Origin of the sequence: Micromonospora sp. NPDC049051, assembly GCF_043197575.1 — a bacterium.
Classification (GTDB): domain Bacteria; phylum Actinomycetota; class Actinomycetes; order Mycobacteriales; family Micromonosporaceae; genus Micromonospora.
The window spans coordinates 1,497,569-1,517,844 of record NZ_JBICTL010000001.1 but is presented as its reverse complement, the minus strand read 5'-3'; the positions used below and the strand labels follow the sequence as shown (position 1 = coordinate 1,517,844).

The following is a 20,276-nucleotide window of genomic DNA, read 5'->3' as shown; positions in this document are numbered from 1 at the left end:
CCCGCGAGTCGCTACAGATGGCGTAGGCAGGCCGGCCGTCGGTCAACAGGGCGAACCGGCACCGATAGGGTCGAGCACCTCCCGATCGACCTCGGTGACCCCGCCGTGTGTCCGGCACACCTGCTCGTGCCAACTCCGGGGATCGGCGCTGACGCGTCCCCACCCGGCGTTGTCGTAGGACACGAGCATCTCTCCGCCCTTCGGGGAGAGCTGCTCGGCGGTACCCGCCACCGGCAGGACGACCTGCGCCGCTCCGTTCCCACGCAGCCTGTCCCACAACGGCGCGGGCTCGGTGCGCTGCACCACGAGGCCTCCCGCCGCGGACAACGCGATGCGGCCCGGCGTCGCGAGCCAGTGCGGGTTGGTCCCGTTCAACTCGAAGCGTCGAGTGTCCCGGCCGCCATCCGTGCTTTGCAGCAGTAGCGGGCCGTCGCTGTAGGTGATCGCCAGGCGGCTCCCGTCCGGGTGCAGGGCCAGGCCGTAAGCTGACCGCCCCCGATCATCAGCGAGCGGCTGCCAGCCACCTTCCCGGCGGCCGGCGGCAAGGTTCCACGTCTCGATGGAGTTGTCCGGTCCCGTCAGGACGAACAACACCGGCCGCGTCGGATGGGGCACCGCGAGTACGTGGCTGTCCGCGATCCGGAACGGTGCACCGCGTGGCGCGCCGGTGCGGGCGTCCCACACCGAGGTCGTTCCATTGCAGATGACCACCAGGGTCGCCCCGGAATAGGCCCAGCTCAGTGAGGGCAGGTAACCGGAAAGCGCGGTCGTGGCGGCGCATCGCGGCACGGCGATCGTCGCCAGTCGCCGCATCGTCCGGGTCTCCCACAGCGCGAGCGAGCCAGGTGCGGTCCCCGGGGTGGCGACCAGGGTGCCGTCGCCGGTGAAGGCGAGTGAGTTGCCCAGCTGCCAGCTGGTGGCCCAGCCCGGCGTCGCCCGCTCGGTGCTCACCGCCCGTCGTCGACCGGTACCTCTGTCCCACACGCTCAGTACCCCGTCCTGCCCCTGCACCACGACGAACGTGTCCGTCGGGTCGTACGCGGCGGCTCGGGCGGAGGCCAGTGCGAAGTCGACGGAGTCGGCTGCGGGGAACTCCAGCACCGCGATCCCTCCGTCGCTGTTCACGGTCAACACGCCGCTGCCGTCCGGGGCGGCCCGCAGCCGCAGGAGGGAGTCGGTGCCGTCGAAGTAGCTGACGGGTGCCGGGAACGCGGCGACCTGACGGCGGGCGCGGTGGTCCCATATCTCGACAGCCTCGTCCAGCAGGTGCAGGCGCTGGCCGCCTTCCTCGAACGGTCCGTTCTCGAGCAGGGCAGTGAACCCTTGTGCCAGATCCACCGCGGCGTAGGCACAGTAGCTCGGGTCCACGGATCTGGGTACGTCGGCGAGCAGGGCCCGCTCACGACCTGTCTCCAGGTTGAGCAGCAGATAGTCCACCCGCTGGACCGAGCCGCCGCGCCCTTTCCGGGGGCGGCACAGCACAAGCTCGGAGCCGTCCGGAAGGGAGCCGACGACCTGGGTGCCGGCTGCCATCGGGGTCACCGGCCCCTGGGACGGCCGGAAGAGTCCGTAGCGGATGCTGTTCCTGTCGTCGTACGTGACGACGCCGAGGCGGCCGTCCGGACCGAGGCGGAGCGACGCACCGTGCCGCGCCTGTGGCTGCACCGGCAGGCGGGACCGCTCGCCTCGGTCGGCGCCGGTAGCAGTGTCGATCACTCCTGCCGTGTCGCCCACGACGTACCCCAGGCTGGTGCCGGTGTGGTCGAGCGCGAGCCGGACCGGTCCGTCGGTGAAGAGGTCCGCCACCGGCCGGGCCAGCGGGCGCCGGGCCACCGCCTTCCCGTTGGTCGCGTCCCACAGGGTCATGACGTTGTCGGTCAGGGTCGCGACGGTGCGCCCGTCGCCACTGATGGCAGCGGCCTTGGCCCTCGTGGGCAGGACGACGGCCTGGGGCGGGCGGCCGGCGGTCAGGGTGTCCAGCCGCCACACCTCGACCCCGCCCCCGCCGCCGTCGTAGGCCAGTTGGGCCTCCTGGTTGGCGCTGGTGGTGAGCATCTCGTGTCCGGAGCGCCAGCTTCGCGCAGGTGGTGACACCGACCGTACGTAGCGGTAGCTGCGGTAGGCATCCGCCAGAGCCTCCCGGGTCCTGGGTGTGTCTGCCCGGGTGAACGCGTCAGCCGCCACCAGCGCGCCGGTACGCCCGCCCCGGGTGAACGACGCGCGCTCCAGTAGCCCGTGGGCCGCCCCGGCCGCAGCCTGCTGCTTACTCGTCCGGTCCCGCCACCACCACAGGCCGGTGGAGGCGACCACACCGGACAGCAGCACCAGGACGACCGTGAGGGCTGCGGCCATGATCATCCGGGCGGTGCGGCGTAGGCGGGTGCTCGCCAGGACGAACTCCCGCTCCGGCACGCTGAGGTCGCCGTGATCCGCGTTCATCAGCGCCTCGGCCCGGCGTAGCTCGGTGCCTTCGAGCAATGCGGGTCGGTCGTCGGTGTCACCAGCCCAGGCGAGGACCCGGTGGCGCACGTCGCTGCGCCACCGGAGCAGCTCTTGCGATTCGGTCAGCCACCCGGCCAGACGGGGCCACTGGGCCATCAGGGCGTCGTGCGTGAATTCCACTGTCTCGTTGCCGTCCACCGCGACGCGGAGCACCAGCATCCGGGTGGTGGCCAGCACCTGGGCCAGTTCCCACTGGGTCACGTCGAGTTCTTCGCGGCGGGCGATGCGGCGGGCGTGCCCACCGTCCTCGAGCGGCAGGGCCAGGTGCAGAGCGAGACGCCTCGTCTGCTCGCGCTCCTGCGGACCGAGGTCACGGCTCCACACCTCGTCCAGGTGCTGGGCGATCGGGCCGGCGCCCTGCTGGCTCTGCTGGTAGGCCTCGTGGGTGAGCAGTCCGTCGGCGGTCTGCCGTTCCCACAGGTACGTCAGCGTGGCCTGGAGAACCGGAAGACAGTACGGCTGGTCGCGCAGATCGGCGATGATCCGCTCGGCCAGTGCCGGCTCGTATCGCACCGTCCCGGCGGCGCGCACCGGCTCGGTCACGACCCGGTGCAGTTCCTCGGTGTCCATGGGGTTGACGTCGATGACGGTGGGCGCCACACGGGCGAGCCCTTGCACGGCCGCGGAGCCGTCACCGTCCGGGGACGTGCCGGTGAGGTCGGCCAGCACATCGGTACGCGAGGCGATGACCAGCCGGACGTCCGGCGGTCGTTGGGACGCGCCGACCTCGGCCAGGCGCACCAGCATGGCGAGGAAGCGCCGGGCGGTCGTCGGATCCGCCGCCGACAACTCCTCGAACTGGTCGATGATGAGAACCAGGCAGCTGTACCGGAGTCGGTGGAGCACCCCGTGGACGTAGTCCTCGGGCGGTGCGTCCCTGAGTAACGCGGCGACCCTCCCCTCCGCCTCCAGCGCTTCCGCCGGCTCCCGCCCGGGGGCGACCAGCCGCTCCATCGCCGACGCGAGCGCCAGCCATGGATCGCTGCGGGCCGCCGGGCGAACCACGACCGGAAGGTACCCGTCCCGTCCGCGCAGGGCGGGCACGATGCCCGCGTGCAGCAGTGACGTCTTGCCGGCTCCGGACGCGCCTCTCACCAGGCAGACGCGACCGGCCGAGATGGCCGCGACCGTCCGGTCGATCAGGCGTTCGCGTCCGTGGAAGTTGCCGGCGTCGGACTCTTCGAACGGTGTGAGCATCCGGAACGGACAAGCGGCGCGGACGCGGTCGGCCAGCAGTGGCCATGCGGTGAGCACCGTGTCAGCGGGCAGTGCGAATCCCTCGACCGCCACACCCCGATGTCGCCGTACCGCGCGCACCAGGCCCACGACCTGCCCACGGTGGCGGTCCCAGAGTGGGGTGCCGCTGAACCCAGGCTCCACCCGTGGCGCGTCTGCGGTGGCGTCGGGTGCGAGTTGAAGCCAGCCGTGCCGGACGACGCCTCGAATCTCGCCGACGACCCACGTGCCGATGCCCACCGTGTCCCGCGCGGAGCTGCCGTAGGCCACGAATCCGTGGCCACTGACTTCGGCCGAGCGCGCCAACGGTGTGGGATGGACGCCCTCGGGCAGGGCGCCATACAGTCGCAGTCCCGCCACATCGCCTGATTCGTCTTCGGCGATCGGCTGCCAGATCTCGACCCGAGCGGTGAGAATACGGTCCTTGGTAAGGAGCGGGAACTCCAGCAGAACCGGGGCGTCAGGCACCGAGGCCGACGCCTCGGGAAACCGTTCCGGCAGTCCCAATGCTCGCGCTACGACATGGGCGCACGTCACCACCTCGCGGGGACCGACCAGTAGGCCGAGTCCCATGCCGTTCCTGTCCGCGTCGAGGATACGGACGATCGACGCACGCAGCGGATACGCGGAAACGCCATCGAGCATGGGCAGGCGATCTTGCTCTGATGGGGGTCGGCTCACTCGTCGTCAGCCGATCCCCCCGGCGTGACTCCGCTCCGTTGCCATTCGAAAAGGACCTTCAACTGTCCCTCGACCCCGGTCTCGGCCAGCACCAGTTTGCCCTTGGCAGTCACCTTGACACCCATCTCGATGGCCACCCGCTCGGGCGGGTGGGCCTGGTTCCACGCCTGCCGGACCACCCCGGCGGCCATCGTGCGGAACCGGGCGAAGGACTCCTCGAACGACTCGGTCACGCGACCCACGACGTCGCCCGCTCGACCTGCTGAAACAACTCCCTCCACCTGCTCGGTCACTTCAGCGAGCACGACCGAGCCGTCGGGCAGGGGTACTTCAACATAGAACGCCACTTGATCAGATCCCTCCGATGACCACCGAGTGTCCGAAGCTAGCATTGTCGACGGACGCAAGAATCCGAGCGGCCGCAGCGAACTTCCGGGTCGCAGGCCGCCCCGCGGCTGAACTTGCCCAGCCCTTTCGAGCTGCGAAGTCGCAGTGCGGATGCCGCCATCCGAAAGGCGGGCAGCTTACAGACCGCACCAGTAATCGTCCGGTCAGTCGCCAGCGTGGAACACCCTTGGATCAACAGGGCATTCGGTCTGCTCACTGATACCGCTGAACGGTTCATCCGAAGACGCGTTGTCGCGGCGGTGCGATTCGTGGTGACCCTCTGCACGGGCCCATCGACTCCGTGCCGGGCAAGAGCCAGTGGTGTGCGACCGTCCGCGCGGCCTGCCCCCGGTCCCCGCCAGTGCCGGACGGGTCCAACGGCTCCCGAGCACCCACCGCGCGGACCACCCACCACCGGCGTACACGAAAAAGGCCCCGACCTGGTGTGAACCACCAGGCCGGAGCCTCTATTGCTGGTGCGCCGCCAGGGACTCGAACCCCGAACCCGCGGATTAAGAGATTGGTCTTGGCTAAGTCGTTACGTCCGGTCGGGTCACTTGAGTCCATCTGGTCGCGGTTGTGGCCCTGTCTGCTCGAGACAGCGTCCCATTCGGTCCACCCGTTGCGAGCCCGTCCACGCCGCCCGAGCACCCGAGGAGCACCCACTGCTGCGCCAAGTCCGTCGGCGGGATGGCAGCGCCCGAACATGACGAGGCTGAGGGAGCCCGGCTGACGGGCGCATTAATTCGGCTAGGTTCTGTCTCGCGGATCTTGGTCGTCGGGGATGGCGCGTAGCCAGTCGAGGGTTTCGACCAGGTCGAGGGTGGCCTGGAAGTTGGCGGCCAACTTGTCGTATCGGGTGGCGAGTCCTCGCCAGTGTTTGCGCCGGTTGAAGCCCCGTTCGACCTGGTTATGGCGTCGGTAGGCGACCGGGTCGAACGTCGGGGGTCGGCCGCCGCGTCGTCCTTGCCGCTTCCGGTTGGCGATCTGGTCGTTGGGCTCGGGGATGACTGTGGTGATGCGCTTGTCCCGCAGTGCGGTCCGGTTCGCTCGGGAGGAGTACGCCTTGTCGCCGGTGAGCGAGTCTGGCCGCTTACGGGGTCGGCCCACGCCGCCGGGGCGGGGCACCCGGATCTGTTCCAGCAGCGGGATCAACTGGCGGGTGTCGGCCGCCTGACCAGGAGTGATCCGGGTGGCCAGGGAACGGCCACGCCCGTCGGCCAGGGTGTGGATCTTCGTGGTGAGACCACCCCGCGATCGGCCGATGGCCTGTGCTGCCCGCGGCTCCTCACGGGTCAGCCCCCTTTACGGGCACCGGCGGCATGCTGGTGGGCACGCACGAGGGTGGCGTCGACCTGGGCGTTCCAGTCGATGCCGTCGTCTAACTCGGCCAGGGCGATGACGTGGGCCTTCAACCGGGCCCACGTCCCGTCGGCCGCCCATCGGCTGAACCGTCCGTGAGCGGTTTTCCATGACCCGTACCGTTCCGGCAGGTCCCGCCACGGCGAGCCGGTGCGTTTCACCCAGCAGATCGCGTTGATGACCTGCCGATGATCCCGCCACCGGCCGCCCCGCACGGGCTGCGCCGGCAACAATGGCGCCAACACAGCCCACTCGTGGTTCGTGAGGTCACCTCGCGCCATACCAGGCTTAACGAGCGAGACTCATGATCCGCAAGACAGAACCTAGCTGGCCCTACGTTGACGACCGCGGACCACCTGCGAATTACGCCAGCCTTGCCGTACCACGTCGACGCGGGACGACGGATGCGGTTGCTTCGGCGGCGGCGTGTGAGAGTTCCGGTAGGACGTCGCCGTAGAACTTGGCGGTGAAGTGGGGGCTTGAGTGGCGGAGTCGGTTGGAGATGACTTTCATTTGGACGCCGGCGGCGAGGCCCATGGTGGCGGCGCCGTGGCGAAGGTCGTGGAGCCGGATGGGTGGTAGTCCGGCTTGGGTGGCGAGGTGATGGAAGTGGTCGGTGACGTCGGCGGGGTGAAGCCGGCCGCCGGTCGGGGTGGTGAAGACCAGGCCGGTCTTGGTCCAGGCGGCACCGGCGGCGAGGCGTTCGCGGTGTTGCCGGGTGCGGTGGACGCGCAGCACCGCGACGGTCTCGGTGTCGAGGGCGACCGCGGCTTCGCTGTCGGTGGTTTTGGGGGTGTCGATGGCGGTGGCCCAGCCGTGTTGGACGAGTTGCCAGCGGACGGTGAGGGTGACGGCGTCGAGGTCGAGGTCGTCCCAGTGCAGGCCGCAGGCTTCGCCTCGGCGCAGGCCAGTGAAGGTGATCAGGTGGTAGAGGGCGTAGAGGCGGTCGTTGGCGTCGTGGGTGTGGTCGAGGAATCTGCCGGTGTGTTCGGGCGTCCAGATCATGACGGGGCTGGGGGTCTTTCCGGTGTCGCGCCAGGTGCGGATGCGTTGCTCGGTCCAGACGGTGGGCTTGGGTGGTCGGGCTGTGGGTAGTTCGATCATGAGGGCGGGGTTGGTGTCGATGTAGCGGTGGCGGCGTATCGCGTCGTTGAGGGCCTTGCGGAGGGTGGCGTGGATGACGTGCAGGGTCCGATTGCCGACGATGCGCTGGTTCTTGACCTGGTCGCGTTTCGCTTGGTTGCGGCTGGCGCGCAGGGTGGCGATGGTGGTGTTGCGTTCGGCGATGGCGTCGTACATGGCGTCGATGTGGCCGGGGCGGAGCCGGTCGATGCGCAGGTGGCCGAGGTGCGGGATGAGGTACAGGCGGATGTGTCCTTCGTAGGAGCGCAGGGTGCCTGTCTTGATGTTCTTGCGTCCGGCGAGCCAGTCGGTCAGGTACGCCTGCATGGTGGGCAGTTCGGTGGGGGTGATGTCGAGGTGCAGCGCCCGGCGGATCTGGTCGGGGGTGGGGATGGGTGCGCCGGTCTTGACGGCGGTTTCGATGAGGTCGCCGGTTTTGACGGAGGCGTGGGGGTCGGTGGGGTCGGGTACGGCGAGCGCGGCGCGGATGCGGTCTAGGACTGCGTCGGCGTCCGATTGGTTGGGGTAGGGGCCGTGGCGTAGCGGTCGGCGGGTGCCGTCGGCGCGGGCGGGGAGTTCGATCTGCCAGTGCCATTGGCCGTGGTTGCGGGACCAGCCGCCGCCGGGCCGGCGAAGCTGGGGACAGGAGCGTCCCAGTCGCCGGCCCGTGACGCTGTCGCGGCAGCCGCAGCGTTTGAAGGTGGACCCCTTCACTCATCGTCTCCTGGATGCTCGGTACGGTGCCGCCAGCGGTGGTGGGTGGAATCCGCTGGTGGCGCGGTCGTCGCATCCACGCTCACCTTCACGTCCGGATCAAGTCGCCGACCGCCAACGGCCGGAGCCGGGTTGTCGACCAAGAGGAGCTGGAGGAGACCGGCGACGGGGACGATGATGCGGCGGCCGGCGCGGATCAGCGGTGTGGGGAAGGCGTCGGTGGCGGCGAGCCGGTATGCCTGGGATCGGCTGATCCTGAGGACGGACGCGGCGGTGGCGAGGGTGGTGGTCACGCCGAGGGCGCGGACACGATTGACGGTCCACACCTCGTGGGCGGCCGGCGCGACTGCGGCGAGAGTGATGTCTGTCGTGGTGTCGGAGGTCTGCTCAGCTGGATTCACGTCGGTGCTCATGGTTCGGGGTTCTCCTGCCCGTTCGGTCTGAGATTCATGGGTTCGAGAGGCGCAGAGCTCGTGGGTCGGGGCTGTCCAGCGCTGTCCGGCGCGGTGGCGTCCGCCGCTCGCTGCCGGCTTGACGGTGGTCGTGGCGTCGGGCTCACCGGTGGAGTCGGAGCATCTTGTGGTTCGGGCGCCGGGGCCGCCTCAGCTTTGAGGATCTTGAGGAGTTCGGATACCCGGGTGTTGGACACGGTGTAGCCCGTTGCTCGGAGGGCTTCGGCGAGCGCTGCCCGGGTCAGCGGCTGCCCGTCCGCAGTGAGTCGGTCCCGGACGCGTCGCGCCGCCGGCAGCAGCTCGGTCACGTCGCCGGAGTGCTGCGCGGACCGTCCCCTGCCTGCTTTGCGGTGACGGCGGTCGCGTCCGCGAGGTTGATGGGCGGCATCCGATAGGCCGACCGTCCGCGCGGCAGACCGCTCCCCCGCCGTACCGCCGGACCGCGTCCGCTCGGCCGCTCCGCTGGGAGGCGAAGCCTGCGCGGTCCGGTCCGGCAGATGGTCTGCGATCTGGGGACTGTCGGGTGAGGTCGTGGTGCTGGCGTATCCGAGGGCGACCTTGACCATGACGAGGAAACCGAGCGCGGGCACGGCCGCGGCGATCCAGCCGATCGGAGACGGTTCGGCCTCGACGACCTGCGCGGCGAGAGACAGTGTGACCGCGCAGGCCAGCACGGTCGCGGGGAACACGGTCGAGGTGTGGGCGCGTTTGCGGCGGCGTAGCTCCAGGCCGGAGGCGATGGACATCAGCTCTAGCACGATCGCGTCGGCCCAGGCCAGCCAGCCGGGTTGTCCGTGGGCGGCGGCGACGTTGTGGACGTGGGTGAAGCTGGCCGCACCAGCCGCCCCACCGATGGCCAGCATGATCACGATCTGAACGCCGCCCTCGACCCGACTCGAGCGCGGACCAGGGGTCGGGTCAGACGCTGGTGGTGTCGTGGCGGACCACCTCCCCGGACCGGACCGCTGCGAAGCCTGGTCCGCCAGCCGCGCCGGACCCGGTAGTGAGGCCGGTCCGGGCATCCCCGTCCCGGACCGCGACGAAGGCGGGCCAGCCGCCAGTCGTGGACCGGCCGCAGGAGGCGCGGGACCATACCTCCGTCCCGCCGCAGACGGAACGGTCCGCCGCTCTCACCGCTCGGTCAGCCGCAGCCGACCGGACACTGACAGAACAGTGAGAGTGGCCAGATATTGCTGTCCTGCGCGCAGGCAAGGTATCGTCTGCGGCCGCTTGGCCGCTGCCGGCCCTCACGCCGCCTCGCCCGGGTGGTCCTGGTCACCGACGACATAAGCGGCCAGGTCGGCCAGACGCCACCGCTGCCCTCCCCCGCCGGGCAGGAGCCAGACCGCCTCAGCGGGACACAGCCCCGCCGACACGGCCTGATCGCGGACACCGGTGGCGACGGGAATCCGCTGCGGCGTGTCGGCGAGCAGGCGGCGCAGGTTCCGCTCGCGGGCAGCGGAGTGCAGCCAGAACAGCACCGGCCACGCCCGCCCGATCGTGGCGAACAGCTCCCGGTAGCCGGCCAGCTTGCCGACCAGGACCGACAGCTGCTCGCCGCCGGTGTCGTACTCGACGAAGAACGGCACGGTGACGCCGTTCTCCGCCCACAGGCCGTAGCCGTCCGGGCGGACCCGCGGCTGGTAGCCACGCACCAGACCCGGATCGTCCGGCCGGGTGAACGTGCCGGCCCGCTGGCACACCGCCTCCGGCCACCACTCGCTGAGTTCGGCGTCGGGATGGGTGCGGGCATAGCCGGCGAGCTGGGTGAAGAAGCCGTTCACGCCGAGCCGGTGAGCGAGCGTACGGCTGGATGTCCACCGCCGCCGCTGGATACGGGCGTGGTCACGCCGAGGTGGGCGCTCGTCGCGGCCGGCGGCGACAACCTCGGCGCCGAGCTGGTCGATGAGGTAGTGGTACGGGTACGAGCCGCCGTCGGCGCGCTGCGGCCGGAACCGGGCCACCAGCCGCAACCCGTACAGCGTGCGCAGCCGGCGCTGGCAGAAGTCCAGCGACGGGAACAGCGCCTGGGCGATCTGGAACGAGGTCAGCACACCGTGGTCGTACAACCAGCCCAGCAGCACCCGATCGCGGCCGGTCAGCTGGGACTGGACCCGCAGAACCGGATCATCCACCAGCCACCACCTCCCTGCGAGCGGATGCCGCTGCCCAGGGGGAGAGACCCGAGACCAGGCAGGGTCTGTCGCAGGACAAGCCGACGACGCTGGCAGAGGCGCTGACCTGCGGTGTGAGAGGGAACAGGGGGTCGGTTCGGGGGTCCGGCTGAAGACTGACGTCAACGCTGACGCCAAGCCCGACCCCCGCACGGGGATCAAGCCGGAAGTCGTCACTGCCAATGCCTGCGGCAGTAGGTGAAGGTGTCGGCGAAAGCACGAGAACTCCTTGGTTGAGGGTGTGGAATGTGGTGCTGATGGCGTGGTCGGGTCACCGGCGCCGTCGGAGCGGAATGGATCCGGTGAGACGCATCCCGGCGCCGCCCCTGCCGTGGTCGCCGTCGGTGGCGCACGCCTGCCGGCACGGAGCAGCAGCGGAACGAATGGCCTTGGGAAAGCGCGGAGGTAGCCGGTGGCGGGGTGGGGGCTAGCCTCTTGGGTCATGTCCGACCCTGCGCCGCGTCCGTTGCTGTTCCTTGACGTGGACGGCACCCTCATCCCGCTCGACACACCCACGGCGCTCAGCCGGGCATGCCGCATGGCCACACCCAGGCACCCGCCCTACCGGCCGACGCCCATCCCTTGATGCACAAGGTCAATCCGAAACACGGCCCCGGCTGAAGGCCCTGCCACGTGATCTGGTGTGGGCGACGACCTGGATGAGCGATGCAAACGACGTACTCGCACCGCTGCTCGGGCTACCGACCCTGCCCGTCGTGGACTGGCCCGGCTCCGACGAGGTTGGCGTCCTGCACTGGAAGACCCATGGGCCGGTCGAATGGGCGCAGAGACGCCCCTTCGTCTGGATCGACGACGAGATCTCCCACGCCGATCAGCAGTGGGTATCGACTCATCACCACGCCCCGGCCCTGCTACATCGAGTCGACCCCCGTCGCGGGCTGACCGAGCACGACTTCACAGCCATCGAGAGCTGGCTCATGCAGGCGCGGTAGAGCGAGCTCCAAGCCGTCGCGGTCGCCGCGCTTGACGGCTGTCTGCCACTCGGGAACGCCGTCGGTAAGGTCCAGCACCATGCCGGTGGCGTTGGCGGCGGGCCCGGGAATCGTGACGTAGTGCGGTCAGGGTCCGACCTCGATGAGGCGACGCCTGCCGTTCTCGCCCGGTACCTGCCATACCTGCTCGTTCGGCCAGTGGCGATACAACAACTGCTGCGTGGTCGTGGCGACAGCGTTCCGCAGTGGCTCGCGGAGCAGGTCGGCCCGCAGCCGTTCCTCCCGCTCGGCGTCCTGAGCGATCACCAGAACCGCCCCGACCGGCACCAGCCGGTTCGCACGCCGGTAGCCAGCCAACAATCCACCCAGCCCTGACGCCGGCCGCTCGTGCTCGGCGACAACGTCGCCGAGCGGGCCACGATCGACGTGTACCAGGAACCGCAGGCACCGCCCGTCCTGCAGCCATACGCCGTAGCCGTCGGCCCGCAGCTGCGCCAGGTCGTGCTGCCGCAACCACGACGAGGTTTCCATCGTCGCCAGCCACTGGAACAGCTCGCACCGCCCCGGGTTACGCCGCGACACCTCGACCAACGGCAGGAACAGCAGAGCATCCGCCCGACCGGAGGACCGCTGACCCAACCGCAGCGGAACCGGCCGCCCTGACGCCGTCAGGGCGCGGCGGAGCACCTCTGTCCCTTCGGCCGTGACTCCATACCACCAGGTGTGGGTGCGGTCCTCCGGCGAGCGCTCGCGGTTCACCAGTCCCGCCTCGTGCAGCCACACCAGGTCCCGGTGGGCCGTCAGCCGCGACACCGCGCAGACAAGCGCCACGTCCAGCGTTGACGCGGAACCGTGCTGCGCGAGGTACGACAGGATCCGCCACCGCCGCGGGGACAACCGCCGCGTGGCACCCTGGTCTCCCATCCTCCGATGATCCCTCCGCGTACCGGCGGTCCAACATCCTGTTTCCCACAGCCGCAACAGAGAGTGGTCGATGTTCCGGCCGGGAGATCCGTAGCCGGGACCGCCGTGATGGGAGACAGCGCTCGCCGTGGGCCGTTGGGCGAGGCGTCAACGGACCGTGCGAGCACCCACATACCCAAACCGTGGTTTCGGGGCTGATTTTGGAGATCACTGTTCAGTGAATCAGCCGAAGAGCCGAGGACAGAAAACGCGGCTACGGTCAAATCAGACCACCAATAGTTGATCTCTACAGTCGGTGCCGTACTGCGGCGCTGACCTCCAGAGGGCGCGCGACAAACCCGTCCCGACTAGGCGATGATACGCCACACATCGACACGATCGTTACTTGAAGTAACAACGTGCGCGGCCTGTCCGGCCACAGCTCTGGCACCCAAAATGGCGGCGGGGCCGCTCCCGGAAGGAGCGGACCCGGAGTTTGCCGTTCAACCCGTCCGATCAGTCCAGGCGACATCGAGGATCACCTGGTACGCGCTGATCCGCACGGGCGACAGCGTCAGTCGCTCGTGGGCGAGCAGCTCACCCGTCTTCGGGTCGAAGATCAGCAGAGACTGCGCGTCGTGTTCGCGGTCGTCGAAGGTGACGGCGACCCCGTCCCGACCGGCGCGATCCGTCACCCGTCCCCGCCAGCGGAAGCCGGACACATCGGCGAGGACCCGCAGGATCTCCGCTCGGACCGCACGCGGTATGACGAACTTCGCATAGAGAGTGCTGACCTCCTTGCTCGCCGCGCCCGGCCCGTACTCGACCTTGAGCAGTTCGCGCAGCCGCGACGGGTCGGCCGACGGTAGCGTGAGCTCCATGGGCGGCAACGGAATCATGGCCGGAGCCGCCGCGGCGCCAACTGCGGGACGCGAGTCCAGATTGCGTTGCCAGTAGTCGCGGGACTCCTGGTCGGGGTACTGCGGCTCCAACTGCGTGTCGATCTGGCTGCGGGTCCCGTCGGCGGCCTGCCAGACCTTGGTCTCGCTGGCGAAGGCGACCTGGTGACGGCCGTCGGCGGAGGTCATCAGCGGATCGCCCCAAACCTTCGTGTGGTGGTACATGTAGCGCCCGCCGAGGTGGTCGTACTCCGCGTCCTTGATCTTGCCCGTCAGCGCGCGCAGCTGCGGGCCGACCTCCGCGTTTGGCGAGCTGCATCTGCGTCAGCCCCTGCTCGGCGCGCCACGCGGCCAACCGCCGACCGAGGTCCCTGCGAGCCTCGGCCACCTGCTGCTGACTGATCTAGCCCCGGAAAGCGCAGACTCGACGGATACCGGCCGTCCGTGGCCGGCTGCGTGATCCGCACATTCGTCATCAGCGCCGCCGATCCGGAAGCTGGTACGCCGGGCAAACACCGGACACGGGCGGCGTCCCATCGGGCACAGCCGCGAGGGGGTTCCGCATGGCATCCGACGGAGTGACGAGCACTTCGACGGGTCCCGCGAAGACCGTGACAGCGCCGGTCGTGTCGTCATGGCGGACCATCGCGGTGACAGTCTCGGCGTGGAGGTTCACGGTCACACGCACCGCCGCCGCTCGGGCCGTGATGACCGGACCGGCCGCCGTCGCTACCGCTACCGGGCGGCCCGGGTCGGGGCCGGGAGCAGGTGATGTCCAGCTACCTTCTGGTCCCGGTTTCTCCGGGCTTACTTCAGGGTCTTGGGCGTGTCCCTGAATGATGAAGAACCCCAGGTCGGCGTTGGTCGTCTTGCCCAGGACCTCCCGCAACGCCGTGCGGTATGGCTCAAACGGCCACCGATGCTCCCCACGTTCGAGCCTGCCGATGTAGCGGGCGTCCACGGCGCTGCGGCATCCCGTGTGAGCGTGCGCGTAGGCGTTGACCGCGTCGGCCAGCTCCTGCCGGGACATCGGCCGCCCCGACCCCGACGGAGAGCACAGCGCCAGCCGCGCTGCGCGAAGCAAGTGGTTAGGCCCCGGTTGATAGGCCACGAAGTTCTCTCCCGGTTCAATTCGTCTGCCGCCTAGATGGCATCCCGCAGGAGGTGGTCCGCAGTGACGCGGACGAGGGCCTCTCGGGTGGTGCGGCAGTAGCGGGTCTCGCGGGTGGTGAAGGTGCGGTGCTCGAAGTAGCGGTTGCCGGCAGAGTCGGGCAGCCGACGGACCGGCGCCGCCGGTCTTCCTTCGATAAGGGGCTATGCGCCAAGGGCGAGCCCGTAGGGTCGATCGCGTGGCCGAGACGCAGACCGAACCTGACATCTCCTACATCGCCAGCGTGACGCGGGTCCGTGCGGCGGCCGGCATGATCCTCCGCGACCAAGCCGGTCGGGTGCTGGTGGTCCACCCGACGTACAAAGACGTGTGGGAAGTTCCCGGCGGAACGGTGGAGCCGGACGAGTCTCCGGCGGACGCCTGCACGCGCGAGATCCGGGAAGAGTTGGGCCTGTCGGTGCCCGCAGGAGCGCTGCTGTGCGTCGACTGGGTGCCGGCGAGGCCGCCATGGGACGGCGGGCTCATGTTCGTGTTCGACGGCGGGGTGGTGACAGCGGACCAGATTGCAACGATGCGGCTGTGTCCGGATGAGCTCGACCGGTTCGAGTTTGTCGAGCCGGAGCGCTTGGGCGAGGTGTTGATCCCTCGGTTGGCTCGGCGGGTTGTCGCGGCGCTCGCCGCGATCGGGCGTGGTGGTGTCTACCTTGAGGATGGAGTCGCGACCTCAAATAGATAGTCGGGCTGAGGGTGTGGACGACGCGGTGTGCGTAGCAGGTCAGGCGTGGCAGAGCTATCGGTTGCCGCCGAGGTCAGGATGGCCTCGGCGGCGTCGATGGTCGCGGTGGCCTGCTACGCACGACCTCTCGGCCGAGGACGACATCGCGGAGGACTTCGTGCTCGCTCAGCAAGCCCTGTCGTCAGAACTCCTCGCGGGTCATGTCGGCGCCGAGGGCGGTGAAACGGCTGGTCAGGTCCGCGTGGCCTCGGTCGATCATGGTGCCGTTGCCGATGACGGTTTCGCCGTCGGCGACAAGTCCGGCCAGTACGAGCCCGATGCCGGTCCGCAGGTCTCGGGCGATGACCTCGGCGCCGCGCAGTGGCTTGCCACCGTGTACCACGGCCTTCTCGCCGTCGACGGTGAGGTCCGCGCCGAGCTTGGTCAGCTCACCAGCGAGGGCGTAGCGGGCGTCGTGGATGCGCTCACGGAAGTAGCTTGTTCCGGGCGCTTGGGTGGCGAGGGCCATCAGCGGGGGCTGCAGGTCGGTGGCGAACCCGGGGTGGGTGTCGGTGATGACGTTGATGGGGTGCAGTTGACCGGGCCGGGTGACGTTGGTGACTGCCCCGGCGGTGCCGAGTTCGATGCCCATCTGGTGGAGCTTGTGCGCGGCGACTCCGAAGTGATTCAGCACGGTGCCACCGACGAGGTTGATCGCGCCACCGGTGATGGCAGCCGCGATGGCCAGCACGCCGGCGTCCATGCGGTCCGGCATGATCGTGTATTCGACCGCGTTGAGTTCGCTGACCCCGTTGACGACGATGCGGCCGGTTCCCGCGCCGCTGATCTGGGCGCCCATGGCCGTGAGCATCGCGACTACGTCGAGGACTTCGGGTTCCAGCGCGGCGTTCTCGATGACAGTCCGGCCGGGCGTCAGGGCCGCGGCCATGATGAGGTTCTCGGTGCCGGTGTGCGAGGGCGTGTCGAGGTAGAGGTCGGCGCTGCGCAGGTTGCCGGCCTTGATGCTGATCGTGGTGCCGTGTTCCTCGATGTGCCCACCGAGGCGGGCGAGTCCTCGGTAGTGGAAGTCAAGCCCTCGGGTGCCGAGGGCGCAGCCGCCGGCACCCTCGAAAATTACCTCGCCTCGGCGGTGCAGCACCGGGGCGAGGAACAACACGCTGCCCCGGAACAGACGGGTGAGATCGGCTGGCAGCCGTGAGCTGGTGATCTCGGTGGCGTCGATGACGAGCAGTCGATCGCTCGGGTGGTACTCGACGTGAGCGCCGAGAAGTCGGGCGAGGTCGACGGCGAGCTGGACATCGGTGATCGCGGGGACGTTGCGCAGCACCGTCTGACCACGTCGGGCGAGCAACGCGGCACCGATCATGGGAAGGGCCGCGTTCTTGGCCCCCTGAACGACGACGGTGCCGTTGAGCGGCCCGGCGGGGCGGACACGATAGCGAACTTCGGTCATGTGACGTTCCTTGAGCAGAGGTTTGAGGTGGTTGAGCAAGCGCGTGCGGGACAGTCGCGGGTGGTCGGCCGTTACGTAGCCAGGGACAAGCCGGTCGGTCCTTGGCGGTAGAACCGTCCACAGGTGGGGCAGGTGAGGTTGTCGTCGAGACCGTGCCCGCACCTGCAGGCCCAGCCGAGTTGCCGGGCTGGGTTGCCCATCACGAGTCCGTGGTCCGGCACGTCGTGCCCTACGACGGTGCCGATGCCGACCATGGCGTACTGGCCGATGGTGACGCCTGGGGCGATGACCGCGTTGGCGCCGATGGTGGCGCCGTAGCGAATCGTCACCGGTTCCCGCCGCCAGTCGTTGCGGCCTTTCAGGTGGCCGGCGGGGTTGGTGGCTCGGGGTGCCGGGTCCTCCAGCAGGTAGACGCCGGGGGCGAGCATCACACCGTCTTCGAGGGTGGCTCCGAACACTCCGCACCCGTCCTGGATCTTGACCCGGTTGCCGACGACCGCTGCCGAGGCCACGTGAACGCCTTTGCCGAGTACGCAGTCCTCGCCGATCTGGACGTCCGCGTCGACCTGGGTGTGATGCCAAATCCGGGTGCGTGCGCCGATGCGTGCCGCTGGGGCGACCTCCGCCGAGTCGGCAACAAACGGCGCGTCCAACGTGCGCCTCGTCAGGGGTGTTGGTTCTTCGATCATGCCGGACGCTCCGCAAGTCTCAGCAGCCGCTCCAGGTCGTCCAAGGTCCGGACACTGATCAGCTCTTCGTCAGGTAATGGACGACCGGTTCGTTCCTCCAGCAGTACCGCGAGCGTGAGCCGGCTGAGCGAGTCCAGACCGAGATCGGACAGCCGCGTGGAGGCGATGATGCTGTCGGCGGCCCGGCCGCTGATCTCGGCGAGGACCTGTCGGGCCACGGTCTGCTGACCCAGAGCGTGCGTGCTCATCGGATCCGGCCGGCGGCGTCGAGCAGCAGCGGCAAACATTCGGCCATCGGCGCACGCTGCCAGAGCCGACGGACGGCGGCTGCCCTGGTCGAGGTGCCGGCGGCGATCTCGTGTAACGCCGCCTCGAGGAACCGCTCCAGCCGCTCCTGCGTTCCTGGCGGGAGGCTGCCGCCTGGTTGGCACAGCATGTCCACCAGGCCGCGGCTCGCGCCACCGATGAGGTCGTCGAGTGCCGGTAGGCGCATCGAACGTCGAGGGCTGTAGGGATGGGTGGCGGTCGAGTTGGGAGCGGTGATCCCATCGGCGACGATGGCTGCGGCGTGCGGAGCCAGCAGTACACCGCACCGGTAGGTGCCGGTCGCAAGGTGGATCATCGGGTGTCCGGTGCGGCCGAATAGCGGCAGGTGATCGAGGGTGACCGGCCGGTGCCCGACCCGGACCTCGATCAACCCGGCATCGCGCAGGTGAGTGTTGAGCTCGGCGCTCGCGTCGTGGATCAAGGTGGCGATCTCGTCCAGGGCGGCGGGTCGGCTGTAGTCGGGTTCGGTGGAGAGCCGGTTCGTCGCGCCCAGATATACGGTGCCGTCGCCGCGCGGGACCATGTGGCTGCCGCAGGCGAAGCCTCGGTTCGGGGTTCGCACGGCAGCGGGCAACGAGAACGGGACGCGGGCAAGCAGCGACACGCCTCGCCCGGACCGTAGCGGAGGCGCGTCGACCTGCTCGGCGAGCGCTGGGGCGAGCAGACCCGTCGTCCCGGCCCCGGCGGCGAGCACCAGGTGAGCGGCCAGGACAGTGCTGCCGTCAGCCGCGTCGACGGCCATATGCTCGCCGCGCTCGTTGGCGGTGGTCACGGTGGTGTTGAGCCACCGACAGCGAGGATTGACGCTCAGCACCGTGGCCAATGCCTCGACCAGAGCCGCCGGGTCGACGCTGGCCTCGTCCGGCAGCCACAGCGCTTCGTGCGCACGCACCTGCGGTGCGAGCCCCGGCACGGCCGCCGGCGACGCGAACTCGGCGCGGCGCCCGTGGGCCTCGGCGGCGCCTGCGATGGCTCGGAGGTTCGCGGCGTCGTCCGGCCCGTATCCGTTGCCGACCACCCACACGCCCGGGACGAGTCGTAGCGCCTGCTTGCTGGCCGTGCCGACGCGGTCCAGCCAGTCTTCGTATCCGTTCCGGGCGGCCAACCGTTCGCCGACTTCGAGGCTGACCCGTTGGGGGTCATGGCTCGCCTCGACCTCGCTGAACACGGTGAGCATCGCGCCGGCAGCCCGCGATGCCTGCCCCGCGTGGTCGCCGCTCCGGGGGCCGACCACGGTGACGTCCAGGTCCCGGCTGAGCAATTCGAACGCGGTGGCGAGCCCGAGCAGGCCGGAGCCGGCCACCACGACGTCGGTCACGAACTGGTTCATGTCACTCACCTGATCCGTCCAGGGAATCGATGCGGGTGGCGGCGAGGGTGTGCACCTCGAACCGGATGCCACGGAACGCTGCCCGTTCGGCAGTCCGGAGCGGGTACAGCCGCGACAGCAGCACGTCGCGGTGCGTCGCGTAGCGGCGCAAGGGGATGTCCAGCTCGCAGACCTGCACGGTGCGGCACTCGTATCCGTTGCGTTGCAGCGTCTGGCGGGTGCGGGGGATGTCGGTCAGGGATGAGTGCGTCAGCAGCAGCGTCCCGCCCGGGGCGAGCAGCTCGTCGAGGCGGGCGAGCAGGACGTCGTACAACGCCCGCCCGTCACTGCCGCCGACCAGGGCCGTCTCGATGCCGTCGTCAGCGGCGTAGGCCGGATCGTGCGGGAAGTGCGGGGGATTGCAGACCACTAGGTCCCACGGTTCGGGGACTGCCAGCTCGGCGACGTCCCCGACAATCGTGGTCACCTGGGCAGGCGAGATGCCGTTGCGGGCCGCGTTGTCGCGGGTCACCTCCGCGCATGCCGGATTGATGTCCAGTGCGGTCACGTGTGCCGCACCGGCCAAGGCCAGCGTCACCGTGTACAGGCCGGAGCCGCACCCGATGTCCAAGGCACGGGTGCCCGCCACGGGTAGGCCAGGATCGGCGTTCAGCGCGCTCAACAGCGTGAGCCCCACGTCGGTCGGAAAGAGGACCGGGCCGTCGTCCGGCGTCTCGATCTCGACCCGCCGACCTCGCACCTCAACCTCGGCCGAGACCATGCCACTGCGTGCCGGCCTCACCTGGCAGAGTGCATGTCCCGCGCCTGCCGGGATTCTCACCCGGACCGTCTGCGGCGGCGCATTGATGACGTTAGCGCTGTTCATAAAGGTTCCTCCTCATCAAGGGAAGTCGTGGTGGCGAGCCGGTAGGAGCGGACATGCCGGGCGGGCCAGCCGAGGAAGCGGTCGAAGACATTGGCAGTGCTGCCGGTGTCGCTGGGGTGGAGCCGGTGCAGATCGTCGATCGCGTCATGCAGGCAGCTGGCCAGGTAGAGAAAGAGGCTGACCAGGTTGTGCCTGTACTCCGCCAGCAGGGCGACCTTCGCCGCGCCGCAGGGCCACGGCTGGCCGCACCGGCGGCACAGCCATAGCGGACGCACCGGCAGGTGCAGTTGGGGCGGCTCGTCGTATGCCGTCACCATCGACCGCCGGGCAGAGCCAGCGGGCGCAGCGGGCAGATGTGCCAGACGCACGAGCGGGTCGGC

18 protein-coding genes and 1 pseudogene are annotated in these 20,276 nt (G+C 69.5%); 2 read left to right on the top strand and 17 right to left on the bottom strand.

Annotated elements, in window-relative coordinates; translation table 11 throughout:
• Positions 1 to 42 precede the first annotated feature (42 nt).
• The 7 genes from ACGFIR_RS07210 to ACGFIR_RS07180 form a co-directional block, all read right to left on the bottom strand.
• Complete coding sequence (locus ACGFIR_RS07210; RefSeq protein WP_393143783.1) at positions 43 to 4,311, bottom strand: trypsin-like peptidase domain-containing protein; 4,269 nt, start codon at positions 4,309 to 4,311, stop codon at positions 43 to 45.
• A gap of 104 nt (positions 4,312 to 4,415) precedes the next feature.
• On the bottom strand, positions 4,416 to 4,766 hold the full coding sequence (locus ACGFIR_RS07205) for a CU044_2847 family protein (protein ID WP_392999513.1): 351 nt from the start codon (positions 4,764 to 4,766) through the stop codon (positions 4,416 to 4,418).
• A 790-nt stretch (positions 4,767 to 5,556) separates the two neighbouring features.
• A protein-coding gene (locus ACGFIR_RS07200; protein WP_393143666.1) for an IS5 family transposase occupies positions 5,557 to 6,449 on the bottom strand; the annotation gives its coding sequence in 2 pieces (ribosomal slippage) (positions 5,557 to 6,102 and positions 6,105 to 6,449; 891 coding nt in all).
• Between the two features lie 82 nt (positions 6,450 to 6,531).
• A complete protein-coding gene (locus ACGFIR_RS07195) occupies positions 6,532 to 8,004 on the bottom strand; it encodes a tyrosine-type recombinase/integrase (RefSeq protein ID WP_393143664.1) in 1,473 nt (490 codons plus the stop codon).
• Complete coding sequence (locus tag ACGFIR_RS07190) at positions 8,001 to 8,417, bottom strand: hypothetical protein (protein ID WP_393143662.1); 417 nt, start codon at positions 8,415 to 8,417, stop codon at positions 8,001 to 8,003. The genes ACGFIR_RS07195 and ACGFIR_RS07190 overlap by 4 nt, the downstream gene beginning before the upstream one ends.
• Positions 8,414 to 9,319 (bottom strand): DUF2637 domain-containing protein, encoded by a 906-nt coding sequence (locus ACGFIR_RS07185; protein ID WP_393143781.1) that lies wholly within the window; start codon positions 9,317 to 9,319, stop codon positions 8,414 to 8,416. The genes ACGFIR_RS07190 and ACGFIR_RS07185 overlap by 4 nt, the downstream gene beginning before the upstream one ends.
• A 384-nt stretch (positions 9,320 to 9,703) precedes the next feature.
• Positions 9,704 to 10,591 carry a replication-relaxation family protein gene (locus tag ACGFIR_RS07180; protein WP_393143660.1) on the bottom strand — a complete coding sequence of 296 codons (888 nt, stop codon included), beginning with the start codon at positions 10,589 to 10,591 and terminating at the stop codon, positions 9,704 to 9,706.
• Between the two features lie 698 nt (positions 10,592 to 11,289).
• On the opposite strand from ACGFIR_RS07180, the gene ACGFIR_RS07175 reads away from it, so the two are divergent.
• On the top strand, positions 11,290 to 11,583 hold the full coding sequence (locus tag ACGFIR_RS07175; RefSeq protein ID WP_393143658.1) for a hypothetical protein: 294 nt from the start codon (positions 11,290 to 11,292) through the stop codon (positions 11,581 to 11,583).
• A 126-nt stretch (positions 11,584 to 11,709) separates the two neighbouring features.
• On the opposite strand, the gene ACGFIR_RS07170 is transcribed toward ACGFIR_RS07175, so the two are convergent.
• The 4 genes and pseudogenes from ACGFIR_RS07170 to ACGFIR_RS07155 form a co-directional block, all read right to left on the bottom strand.
• Complete coding sequence (locus ACGFIR_RS07170) at positions 11,710 to 12,366, bottom strand: hypothetical protein (RefSeq protein ID WP_393143779.1); 657 nt, start codon at positions 12,364 to 12,366, stop codon at positions 11,710 to 11,712.
• Positions 12,367 to 12,393: 27 nt separating this feature from the next.
• Positions 12,394 to 12,507 (bottom strand): annotated as a pseudogene (locus tag ACGFIR_RS07165) (MarR family transcriptional regulator); the annotation flags it as partial.
• Between the two features lie 482 nt (positions 12,508 to 12,989).
• Complete coding sequence (locus tag ACGFIR_RS07160; protein ID WP_393143777.1) at positions 12,990 to 13,649, bottom strand: CU044_5270 family protein; 660 nt, start codon at positions 13,647 to 13,649, stop codon at positions 12,990 to 12,992.
• Positions 13,650 to 13,860: 211 nt separating this feature from the next.
• Complete coding sequence (locus tag ACGFIR_RS07155) at positions 13,861 to 14,415, bottom strand: hypothetical protein (RefSeq protein WP_393143656.1); 555 nt, start codon at positions 14,413 to 14,415, stop codon at positions 13,861 to 13,863.
• A gap of 319 nt (positions 14,416 to 14,734) precedes the next feature.
• On the opposite strand from ACGFIR_RS07155, the gene ACGFIR_RS07150 reads away from it, so the two are divergent.
• Positions 14,735 to 15,232 carry an NUDIX domain-containing protein gene (locus ACGFIR_RS07150; RefSeq protein ID WP_393143654.1) on the top strand — a complete coding sequence of 166 codons (498 nt, stop codon included), beginning with the start codon at positions 14,735 to 14,737 and terminating at the stop codon, positions 15,230 to 15,232.
• Positions 15,233 to 15,413: 181 nt separating this feature from the next.
• On the opposite strand, the gene murA is transcribed toward ACGFIR_RS07150, so the two are convergent.
• The 6 genes from murA to ACGFIR_RS07120 form a co-directional block, all read right to left on the bottom strand.
• Entirely contained in the window at positions 15,414 to 16,685 is a 1,272-nt protein-coding gene (gene murA, locus ACGFIR_RS07145; RefSeq protein WP_393143652.1) for a UDP-N-acetylglucosamine 1-carboxyvinyltransferase, read from the bottom strand.
• Positions 16,686 to 16,756: 71 nt separating this feature from the next.
• Positions 16,757 to 17,338: an acyltransferase gene (locus ACGFIR_RS07140; RefSeq protein ID WP_393143650.1), complete on the bottom strand. Its 582-nt coding sequence runs from the start codon at positions 17,336 to 17,338 to the stop codon at positions 16,757 to 16,759.
• Between the two features lie 32 nt (positions 17,339 to 17,370).
• Positions 17,371 to 17,622: an acyl carrier protein gene (locus tag ACGFIR_RS07135; RefSeq protein WP_393143648.1), complete on the bottom strand. Its 252-nt coding sequence runs from the start codon at positions 17,620 to 17,622 to the stop codon at positions 17,371 to 17,373.
• Positions 17,619 to 19,031, bottom strand: coding sequence for an NAD(P)/FAD-dependent oxidoreductase (locus ACGFIR_RS07130; protein ID WP_393143646.1), 1,413 nt, complete (start codon positions 19,029 to 19,031; stop codon positions 17,619 to 17,621). Before ACGFIR_RS07130 ends, ACGFIR_RS07135 begins: the two co-directional genes overlap by 4 nt.
• A gap of 1 nt (position 19,032) precedes the next feature.
• Positions 19,033 to 19,770: a methyltransferase domain-containing protein gene (locus tag ACGFIR_RS07125; protein ID WP_393143644.1), complete on the bottom strand. Its 738-nt coding sequence runs from the start codon at positions 19,768 to 19,770 to the stop codon at positions 19,033 to 19,035.
• Between the two features lie 122 nt (positions 19,771 to 19,892).
• Positions 19,893 to 20,213: a hypothetical protein gene (locus tag ACGFIR_RS07120; RefSeq protein ID WP_393143642.1), complete on the bottom strand. Its 321-nt coding sequence runs from the start codon at positions 20,211 to 20,213 to the stop codon at positions 19,893 to 19,895.
• Positions 20,214 to 20,276 lie beyond the last annotated feature (63 nt).

Excerpts from the sequence above, each read along its gene's own strand:
- ACGFIR_RS07210 (WP_393143783.1), bottom strand. The coding sequence starts at position 4,311 with ATGGGACTCGGCCTACTGGTCGGTCCCCGCGAGGTGGTGACGTGCGCC.
- ACGFIR_RS07190 (WP_393143662.1), bottom strand. The coding sequence starts at position 8,417 with ATGAGCACCGACGTGAATCCAGCTGAGCAGACCTCCGACACCACGACA.
- ACGFIR_RS07185 (WP_393143781.1), bottom strand. The coding sequence starts at position 9,319 with ATGCTGGCCATCGGTGGGGCGGCTGGTGCGGCCAGCTTCACCCACGTC.
- ACGFIR_RS07175 (WP_393143658.1), top strand. The coding sequence starts at position 11,290 with ATGAGCGATGCAAACGACGTACTCGCACCGCTGCTCGGGCTACCGACC.
- ACGFIR_RS07155 (WP_393143656.1), bottom strand. The coding sequence starts at position 14,415 with ATGTCCCGGCAGGAGCTGGCCGACGCGGTCAACGCCTACGCGCACGCT.
- murA (WP_393143652.1), bottom strand. The coding sequence starts at position 16,685 with ATGACCGAAGTTCGCTATCGTGTCCGCCCCGCCGGGCCGCTCAACGGC.
- ACGFIR_RS07135 (WP_393143648.1), bottom strand. The coding sequence starts at position 17,622 with ATGAGCACGCACGCTCTGGGTCAGCAGACCGTGGCCCGACAGGTCCTC.
- ACGFIR_RS07130 (WP_393143646.1), bottom strand. The coding sequence starts at position 19,031 with ATGAACCAGTTCGTGACCGACGTCGTGGTGGCCGGCTCCGGCCTGCTC.
- ACGFIR_RS07120 (WP_393143642.1), bottom strand. The coding sequence starts at position 20,213 with ATGGTGACGGCATACGACGAGCCGCCCCAACTGCACCTGCCGGTGCGT.